This window comes from Rhizobium sp. ARZ01 (assembly GCF_014851675.1).
GTDB lineage: Bacteria > Pseudomonadota > Alphaproteobacteria > Rhizobiales > Rhizobiaceae > Mycoplana.
On the sequence record NZ_JACVAE010000001.1, the window covers coordinates 1,923,829 to 1,933,071 of the forward strand.

Annotated in this window: 8 protein-coding genes; 1 reads left to right on the top strand and 7 read right to left on the bottom strand. The window is 60.4% G+C overall.

Annotated elements, in window-relative coordinates:
- Positions 1 to 43: 43 nt before the first annotated feature.
- The 6 genes from IB238_RS09310 to IB238_RS09335 form a co-directional block, all read right to left on the bottom strand.
- Positions 44 to 961, bottom strand: a complete 918-nt coding sequence (locus tag IB238_RS09310) for a PhzF family phenazine biosynthesis protein (RefSeq protein ID WP_192245562.1) — start codon at positions 959 to 961, stop codon at positions 44 to 46.
- 69 nt (positions 962 to 1,030) lie between these two features.
- A complete protein-coding gene (locus IB238_RS09315) occupies positions 1,031 to 1,777 on the bottom strand; it encodes an NUDIX hydrolase (protein WP_192245564.1) in 747 nt (248 codons plus the stop codon).
- Positions 1,777 to 2,880 carry an endonuclease/exonuclease/phosphatase family protein gene (locus IB238_RS09320; protein ID WP_192245566.1) on the bottom strand — a complete coding sequence of 368 codons (1,104 nt, stop codon included), beginning with the start codon at positions 2,878 to 2,880 and terminating at the stop codon, positions 1,777 to 1,779. Before IB238_RS09320 ends, IB238_RS09315 begins: the two co-directional genes overlap by 1 nt.
- 213 nt (positions 2,881 to 3,093) lie before the next feature.
- Positions 3,094 to 4,314 (bottom strand): PLP-dependent aminotransferase family protein, encoded by a 1,221-nt coding sequence (locus tag IB238_RS09325; protein ID WP_192245568.1) that lies wholly within the window; start codon positions 4,312 to 4,314, stop codon positions 3,094 to 3,096.
- 163 nt (positions 4,315 to 4,477) lie between these two features.
- Positions 4,478 to 7,054 carry an EAL domain-containing protein gene (locus IB238_RS09330; RefSeq protein ID WP_192245570.1) on the bottom strand — a complete coding sequence of 859 codons (2,577 nt, stop codon included), beginning with the start codon at positions 7,052 to 7,054 and terminating at the stop codon, positions 4,478 to 4,480.
- Between the two features lie 106 nt (positions 7,055 to 7,160).
- Positions 7,161 to 7,715 carry an alpha/beta hydrolase gene (locus IB238_RS09335; RefSeq protein WP_192245572.1) on the bottom strand — a complete coding sequence of 185 codons (555 nt, stop codon included), beginning with the start codon at positions 7,713 to 7,715 and terminating at the stop codon, positions 7,161 to 7,163.
- A gap of 153 nt (positions 7,716 to 7,868) precedes the next feature.
- Between IB238_RS09335 and IB238_RS09340 the strand changes: the two genes are divergently transcribed.
- Complete coding sequence (locus IB238_RS09340) at positions 7,869 to 8,660, top strand: DUF2189 domain-containing protein (protein WP_192245573.1); 792 nt, start codon at positions 7,869 to 7,871, stop codon at positions 8,658 to 8,660.
- A 312-nt stretch (positions 8,661 to 8,972) separates the two neighbouring features.
- Here IB238_RS09340 and IB238_RS09345 read toward each other — a convergent pair whose 3' ends face one another.
- Complete coding sequence (locus IB238_RS09345) at positions 8,973 to 9,197, bottom strand: hypothetical protein (RefSeq protein ID WP_192245575.1); 225 nt, start codon at positions 9,195 to 9,197, stop codon at positions 8,973 to 8,975.
- Positions 9,198 to 9,243: the final 46 nt, after the last annotated feature.

Genomic DNA, 9,243 nt, shown 5'->3' on the forward strand with positions numbered 1-9,243 from the left:
GCGGATCGGGCCCTCGACCGGAGCAGAATCCGTTCCCGAGCCCCTAGAGATCCAGCGTGCCCGATGCGATACGAATGGCCTGCCCACCGATGCGCGCACCGGCGATTTGTCCCGCGGCGATGTCGAGATGCAGATGGATAAACGACGGGCGCCCCATCTCGACGCCCTGCTCGACCAGGATCGGATGATGGCCGTCAACCAACTGGTCGAAGAAATGGATCGCGCCGGAAAGTGCCGCCACGGCGGCCCCGGTCGCTGGATCCTCCGAAATTCCCATCTCGGGCGCGAACATGCGGGCGTGGAAGCGGGCCAAATGGTTGACCCCGCCGCGACAGTAGAGATAGGCGGACGCCAGCCGCCCTTCCGCGAACGGAACGCAGCGCTGCCACGCGGTCGCGTCGAATTCTGCCGCCGACGCGGCGAGGAGATCATGAACTGGCACCATTACGAAGGCGACGCCTGCGCTCCAGAGGGAAGGCACGTGATTCTCGAAGCCGATCTGATTTGGCTTCAACCCGAAAGCGTCCGCGATAGCCTGACGGTCGAGCGCAGCATCCAGCCGGACGGATTTCCGCGGCAGGTCGAACTCGGCAAAGGAAGCACCTTCTGCAGGAAGTTTCACCGCACAACGGACGGGCCCGATGTTCTCTTCCAGGACGCTGACGAGATCAAGCGGCCTTCCGTTGCCACCGTTCAGCGTCTCCGCGATGGCAACCGCCGCACCGACGGTGGGGTGACCAGCAAAAGGCAACTCGCAGCCCGGCGTGAAGATACGCACCCGCGCCGTATGGGCAGGGTTTTTTGCCCGCTGCACGAAAACGGTCTCGGACAGGTTGAACTCGCCGGCAATCGCCTGCATTTCCGCATCGTCCAACCCATCGGCATCGAAGACGACCGCGAGCGGATTGCCCGCGAGCCGGCGGTTGGTGAAAACGTCATAGATGGCGTATCGGCGCGACACGAAGTACTCCCTCAGACGAACGTCTTGTCGGGCAAACTGCACGACGTATCTGCTCCCGGCAAGGACAAATCACCGCTGTCCCCGATCGAAGAACCAGCGCAAGATCGGAGGCATGAAGGCGGCATAGGAATGGCGTTGCGGGTCGCTGTCGAAGATTGCAACTGCACAGTCAATTTCCGGGCAGGCCTGCGTGCGCCTGTTGCGCTCGATCTGCGCGAGCAGTGCGTCGGCCATCTCCCCGAACCGGAATATCTTGAAGACCGTAATGACCTTATCGATGTGAAGGGCATGATAGCCCTGCCCGACCGTCGCCGCCTTGCGGAGATCGAACCCTATTTCTTCTTCGGCTTCGCGCATCATGTTGGCATCCAGGTCGCACAGGCCGTCGCAGACATCGTACGCATCGAGGGAACCGGCTGCACAATAGACGCGCCCAGGGTTTGCCGTATGCGAGCCCATGCGGATTGCGATGACGGCGCCATCACTGGAAACGACCAGCGGCATACCGAAGAGATGGTAGCCGCCGCCCGGCGGCCGTCTCTTCCGCCACAATAGGAATGCGGAAAAGGGAACGAAGTGAGCCGTTGACGAGATCGCACCGTCCGAGATCTCGACATCGCTTTGCAACAGCATCTTGTCATTGTAGAGGGCCGGATTGGCACTCACTTCCGCTTGCCAATTCGCCTCGATTGCCGCGCGCTCCTCAAGATGAAACGGATGTGGTTCACCGGAAACGCGAATTCCGACCCGCGCGATGGGGAAGACTTCCCCCTCCTTGGGCCAGGCTCTCGCTGAGGTTTCCCCGGGCGGGCGCATCAGACGTCCAGCGTCATGACGACCGGGCAATGGTCGGAAGCCTTCGGCCGGTCCCAGCCAATGCGCGGATAGCGATCCACCGCCTGCCCTGGCGGAAAGATCGTTCGATAGGGCTGCCCGGATCGGATGACCTCCGGAACCCTCGTGTGGTTGCGACGGGCGAGCGCGGGCGACAGCAGGATATAGTCCAACTGACACAGATGCCGATCGTCCGGCCCCATATTGTGATAGAGCGTCCAGCGATCGTCGTCCGGTCGGAGCAGCATGGGGTTTTCGACGAAACCGTCCTTGGTGAGGACGTCAAGTGCGCTTCTGTCCTCTACGACCCGCCGAAACGCATAGCCGTTGCGCCGATCACCCTCTACGACGAGCTTCTCCTGATAGTCGTTCATGTCGCCGCAAATGGCGAAATGCTTGTTGGCGGTATTTCCCGTACCGAAGCGATCCTCGATGATGCGACGCACAGCCTTCGCCTCGGCCACCCGCACCGGCATGGTGGAGGAGCGGCCGTCGAGTCCGTCGCGCCCCGGTCCCATCGACTTGAAGTGCACGACGAAGAGGGTTAGCGGCCTTCCCCCGATCCTCAGGTCCAGTTCCAGGCAGTCTCGCTTGAAAATGCGATCGTCCGGCAAGAGCGGCGCGAGTTCCGGAACATAAATGTCAAAGTCGCGGTACGTGGCGCCGGCGTGGCTGCGAACATCGACACATTCGATTTTCTGGCCGTCGAGCGTCTGCTCGCGCATCAGCACGGCAACGTCGATTCCGCGCTTGTCGTTCCCCTCGATCAGGTATTGCTGTCGATAGCCGTTGCCGACCATCTTGAACAGATAGCCATATTCGAAAGCCTGCAGCGCCTCCATGTTGTCGACCTCCTGCAGGCAGAGGATGTCGGCATCAGCATCGGCGATCGCAAGCGCGGATTGCTGGCGGGCGTCGTCTGTCAGCGCGATCGTGCGCGCCTCCTCCAGACGCTGGTACTCAGCCTCGCTGCGAATGTTGAAGAGCCGAAGCACCCGATCCTGACGCGTCTGGTTGCGAAAACCGACCGATTCGAACCGAGACATGAGATTTTCTACGTTGAAGGTGGCGAGGCGAAGAGACATCAGAATACAACCATTGCAATGACGCGGAGTTTATACGCAGTCGGCCAAATGGGAAGCGCCGATGCCGTATCATGTTGGTTGGATGGCGGTCCGTGGCTTCGTTTGATCGATGGCAGGCACGACCCTGTGATGACCGATCTTAGAGAAAGGCAGCCCCTGCGCCCGGCTGAACCGCCGGGCACCCTTTCAAGTAACGACACGCGAACTTGCTGCTTAAGCAAGTTCCTCGCGGATCAAAGCGCCCAGACGGGAAATACCCTGATCAATCGTCTTCTCGTCCGCGCAGGAGAAGGAGATTCGGAAAGTGTTTGCACCGCTGCCGTCGGCGTGGAACGCCTTGCCCGGAACGAAAGCGACCTTCTTCTTCTCGATCGCCTTGGCGAGCAGGCTGGCACCATCCATACCCTTCGGAAGCGTCACCCAGATGAACATGCCACCTTCCGGCTTGGTCCAGCTGACACTCTCCGGCATGTACTTGGCGAGTGCCGTCAGCATCGCGTCGCGGCGCTTGCTGTAGGCGGCCTTGATCTTCTTCACCTGCGCGTCGAAGCCGCGCTCGGCAACATGGGCGATCGCCATCTGGTTGATGGTGGAGGAATGCAGGTCGGCTGCCTGCTTCATCAGCACGAGCTTGCGGATGACATCGGCATTGGCAACGACGTAACCGACACGCAGGCCCGGTGCGAGCGTCTTGGAGAAGCTGCCGCAATAGATGGTGCGGGTGGCATTGATGTTACCGCCCTTGCGCGCCAGTTCCAGCGCCAGGATCGGCGGGATCGCCTCGCCGTCGTAGCGCAGCGACTGGTAGGCGGCGTCCTCGATGATGGCAATGTCGAGTTCGTCCGCAAGATCGATGAGTTTCTCACGGTCACCACGATCGACGGTCTCGCCCGTGGGATTGGAGAAGTCGGCAGAAAGATAGGCGAACTTTACCTTGCCGCCGGCCTCCTTGGCCGTCTGGCGGTAGCCTTCCGGCGTGCGGTTGCCGTTCAGCGTCAGTTGGTCGTAGTTCGGCTCATAGGCATTGAAGGCCTGCAGCGCACCAAGGTAAGTCGGCCAGGTGACGAGCGCGGTGTCACCGGGAGAAAGGAAGAGTTTGCCGAGATAGTCCAGTCCCTGCTGTGAGCCGGAAACGATGAAGACATTGTCGGCCGAACAGCTGACGTCGAGCTTTTTCATCTCGCCTGCAAGCCACTCGCGCAGCGCCTTGTAGCCTTCGCTGACGGAGTACTGGAGTGCTGCGTCCACCGCGCTGCCGGAGAAGATGTCCGCATAGGCTGCCTTGAAGTCCTGACCCGGAAAGAGCGCCGGGTCGGGAATTCCGCCGGCAAAAGAGATAATGTCGGGGCGGTCCAGAAGCTTAAGAAGTTCACGGATTTCCGACGCCTTCATCCGGGATGAACGCGTGGCAAAGATATCTTCCCAATTCAGCATGGGGGGGTTCCTCGGAATTTTGTAATGTGGGAGAGGATCACACCGGTCGAATTAAGTCAACGTTACTGACCTATAATCAAACTCTCCAAGAGAGGCGGTACCACTGCCGCAATCGGGCGGCAAGAGCACATCGACGGCGGATTGTGGCGGACCATGCCTCGCCTTACCCGGAAATGGTCCGCTTCAACCGCTCCTGCAACTCGCGTGCATTCGCAAAACCGTCTCGCCAGCGCTCGGAACGCACGAATTCAACGAGTTCCGCCTCCGGCATCGGCCTGGCCAGGGCAAACCCCTGCAGGATATCGCAGCCCATGTCGCGCAGAAGTTGGACATGCGCTTCCGTTTCCACTCCCTCGGCTGTGACAGTGATATCCAGCGAACGGCCTATTTCGATGATCGTGCTGACCAGACGGCGCTGCCCGGCACTGCGCGCAATCGGTTTCACCAACTGGCGGTCGATCTTCAGTCGCCGTGGAAGCAGCTTCATGAGGCTGACGATCGACGCGTGGCCGGTGCCGAAATCGTCAATCTCGATCTCAATCCCCAGCCGGCGGATATCAGCAAGATTGTCGAGCACCGCGCGGTCGCAGTCGTCAAGGAAGATGGACTCCAGCAGTTCGAACGAAAGACGTCCGGGCTCGATCGCGAGCGCCCCAAGCGATGCCCCCAACTCCGGATCGTGCAAACGACGCGACGAGACATTCACCGATAGCTTCGGAACCCTGACACCGGCATCGTCCCAGTTGCGCAGATCACCGAGGGCGCGCTCGAGGATTTGTCGATCGATCGCAGCTACGACGTGGAGGTCTTCCGCGATCGCAAGGAATGCATCAGGCGAAAGGATTCCTCGCTCAGGGTGATCCCATCGCGCAAGCGTCTCCACCCCCACGAGATCGAGTGTCCGCGCACAGAATTGCGGCTGGTAATACGGGACGAAGCGAAGCTGCTCGAGCCCCGCCATGATCTCGTCTGCCGTCTTCTTGCTGACGATGATCTGCGCCTGGAAGTCGCTGGTGAAGAACTCATGGCGGCTGCGTCCCTTGTTCTTCGCGCGGTAGAGAGCAAGATCCGCATTGATCAGCAACTGCTTTCCGTCGATCGAAGGGCCGACAGCGCTGGCGATGCCGATGCTGGCGCCAAACCGGCAAACATGCCCGTCGAAAACGACTGGCTGTCGCATGGCGATCACGATACGATCCGCCAGTTCACCGAGGTTTCGCTTCGCGGAACCGCAGACAAGAAACACGAACTCGTCGCCGCCGATCCGGGCGACAAAGTCATCAGGCCCCATATGCGCCTTCAGTACCCCGGCAGCATGATTGAGCATGCCGTCGCCTGCTGTGTGGCCGAGCGTGTCGTTGATTTCCTTGAAACGGTCCAGGTCGATATGGAGGATCGATAGTCGGGTGCCGTCCTTCGATGCCTGCAATGCGCGCTCGTCGAGCGCAGTATCGAGGTAGCGACGATTGGGAAGACCGGTGAGATGGTCGTGCAGGGCGGTGTATTCGATGCGTGCCCTCGCCTCCTCCAGAGCCGTGCTGCGCGCCTCGGCCAGATCGCGTGCGCGCTGGAGTTCTTCCTGCAGCAGGACATCTTCCGTCACGTCCCAATTGGCACCGACCAGTCTCGGCACACCATTCAGGTCGACAAAGGGGGCCGCTCGCGCCCTGATGTAGCGGGTTTCGCCATCACAGCGGACAATCCGGAAGGCACTACTGAATTCGGACCAGGCCGCAAGCCCCGTTTCCACTGCCGCCGAAGCTCTGACCCTGTCGTCCGGGTGAATTGCGTCTTCCCAATCATTGGGGCCAACCGCGCTACTGTTCATGCCGTACATCTGCAGCATGCGCTCGTCCCATTGAACGGCGCGACTGTCCAAATCGACTTCGAATACCCCGATCCCGGAAATATCCAGCGCCAGTTCCAGCCGCCGGGACATCTGCGCAAGCATTTCTTCCGCATTTTTCCGCTCGGTGATGTCGGTATCGGTACCAGCGATCCGCGATGGCTTGCCGTCGGCGCCGTACTCGACAACAGCGCCTCGGCTTTCGATCCATATCCAGTGTCCGTCGCGATGCCGCTCGCGATAGGAGAACACGCTGAACGCAGCCTCGGCGGTTTCCTGCTTGGCGATTTCTGCCAGCACGCTTTCGCGGTCATCCGGATGGACATTCCGGATCCAGCGCCCCAGCTCGCCGTCCACTTCTTCGTCCGGGTCCATGCCGCGCATCGCCTTCCACTGCTTCGAGTAGAAGAGCTCGCCCTTTGCAAAATCATGATCCCAGACGCCCTGCCCGGCGCTTTCCAGCGCGTGGTTCCAGCGGCTCTCACGGTCGGCAAGGTCAAGTTCGCGACGTTTGTGCCCGTCTATGTCGATCAGTTGAACAGCAAACAGAGCACTTTCTGCTCCGCTGCACTTCACGACCGCCAGGAGACACCAGAGCGGTGTGCCGTCACTGCGACGGATTTGTAGCTCCAACGGCGCGGCCGTTACGCTGCCGGCAATGACGGCATCGAGCTCCGACGCCAGCACTCCGGCATCATCGCCATACGCGAGCTGGCTCAGCGACGGTAGTTCCGATACTCCGGCAGCGTCGACAATCCGCAGAAACGCCGCATTGGCTGAGATGAAGGCGAAATCGCTATCAACCGTTCCTATGCCGAAAGGCGAAAACTCCACGACCGCCTCAAGGCGATCGCTCTCGCGCTGTAACGAGTTCGGATTGTGCGATAATGCCATAGACCGCCTGCTGCCAGAAACACGCAGCAAGCTTCTGAGAATTGAATGAAATTCCGATTAATGCGGCCATCACAATCATGCATCAGCCGCCACGGAGCAGTACACGCTATGCCTTCAATCGGCTTAAGAACTGCGCGAACACCATGCCGCCTTCCGGCCAGGGTCCATGACCGGACTCAGTGTTGATATGGCCCGACGCGCCCGCGTCAACGAGTAGAGATCCCCACGCATTGGCGATATCGTGCGCGTGATCGTAGCTGCCAAAGGGGTCGTTGCGGCTTGCCACCATCAATGAGGGAAACGGCAGCGGATCGCGTGGATAGGGCCCGAACGTCATCAGGTGCTTCGGGCGAACATCCGGGTTTGCGACGTCCGGCGGTGCGACCAGAAAGGCACCGGCGATCTTGTGGCCCACATGCGGCACGGCATGAACCGCCGTCGCGACACCGAGCGAATGGGCGACGATGACAACCGGCCTTTCGGCTGCCTCGACTTCCTCGATGACGCGCTGCACCCAGTCCTCCCGCACGGGCTTCGCCCATTCGGCCTGCTCGACGCGGCGCGCGGTCGATAGCTTGGCCTGCCATCGGCTCTGCCAATGGTCGGGTCCGGAGTTCGTGTAGCCCGGAATGATCAGGATATCTGCTTCGGAAGCTTTCATGATGAGGCGATGTGCGTTCGCAATACCCCGAAGTCAAGGGGCAGGACAACACGACGCATCGATGTTATGTTTTAGCGATCACTGATGGACAACCGTGCGGTGGCGAATCCACCCGCGGCGACCTGACGGTTCAACTGGCAAGGAGGACTGAGCATGGCCACATTTCACGTGATGTCCGGCGCACAACACGGGACCCAGCCCGAGGTCCGCAAGATCAGTATTGGCGAAGTCTGGGATGCCTTCTGGTTGGGCTTTGATGACTTTCGCGAACAGCCTTCGCATTACGTATTTCTGTGCCTGATATTTCCCATATCCGGCGTCGCCCTCATCACCTGGAGTTCCGGTGCCAACCTTCTGCCTATTATCTTTCCGTTGATGGCCGGATTTGCGCTGCTTGGCCCGGTCCTGGCCCTCGGACTTTATGAAGTCAGCCGCCGGCGTGAGGCCGGTCTCGACACCTCATGGCAACACGCGCTGGATGTGCGAGATTCCCCGGCGCTTCCCGCCATCCTGGCAGTCGGCGCCTTTCTGCTCGCGCTGTTCATCACGTGGATTCTCGTTGCGCAATATCTCTATGTAAGCCTCTTCGGCCCCGAGCCTCCAAGCTCGCTTTCGGCTTTCCTGTCGCAAATCTTCGGCACCTCCGCCGGATGGACGCTGATCGTCGTCGGCAATCTGATCGGATTCTGTTTTGCAGCAATCGTGCTGGCGACGACTGTCGTGGCCTTCCCCCTGCTGCTCGATCGCGACGTCGGAGCGGTTTCGGCCCTGGAAACCTCGTTCCGCGCGACCATGACAAATCCCGTTCCAGTCGCTTTCTGGGGACTGATCGTAGCCATTTGCCTGATGATCGGCACGATCCCGATCTTTGCCGGTCTCGCCGTCATCATGCCGATCCTCGGTCATGCAACCTGGCACCTGTATCGCAAGTTGGTGGCGCGGTAGTCGCGGCGCAAGCTTCTGGCTCACGGGTTCCCGTGCTTGTTCAAAACCTGCGGAATGGACGATGAAGCTTCTGCTCATCGTCCATTTTCATGGCAACTCAGGCTTTGCCTTCCCCTCCATAGAGGCTTGCAAGCACAAGCACGACGATTGCACTCAGGATCGCCACATCGAACCAGGCGAAATGATAGAAAAACGTTGCCATCACACTATCCTCCCCGATCGTGAAACGACATTGGAAGGAGTGTGATCCTTTCGCGCGATGATTGCAACGGCCAGATTTCCTGGGTGAACTGCCCTGAACTCTCCCTGGGGTCAGACCGCCACGGGTCCGACCGACCTGACGGAGCCATTGCTGTCGACGACGCAAACGAATTTGCGCCCGGCTGCATCCAGATCAACGCTGTAAGACGTGGCGTCGAGCTGACGAGAACTTGTCGGGAGGATCTTGCTGCCCTCGACACCGCTCGTCCCTGCTGCGGCGCTGGCGCAGATAAGCTGCAGGTCGGCAGGTGCCGTCCCGAGGCTCGTTCGCGCCATGTCCTGCGGCTCCGGTGCGGAAGATTGGCATCCGGCAACGGCAACA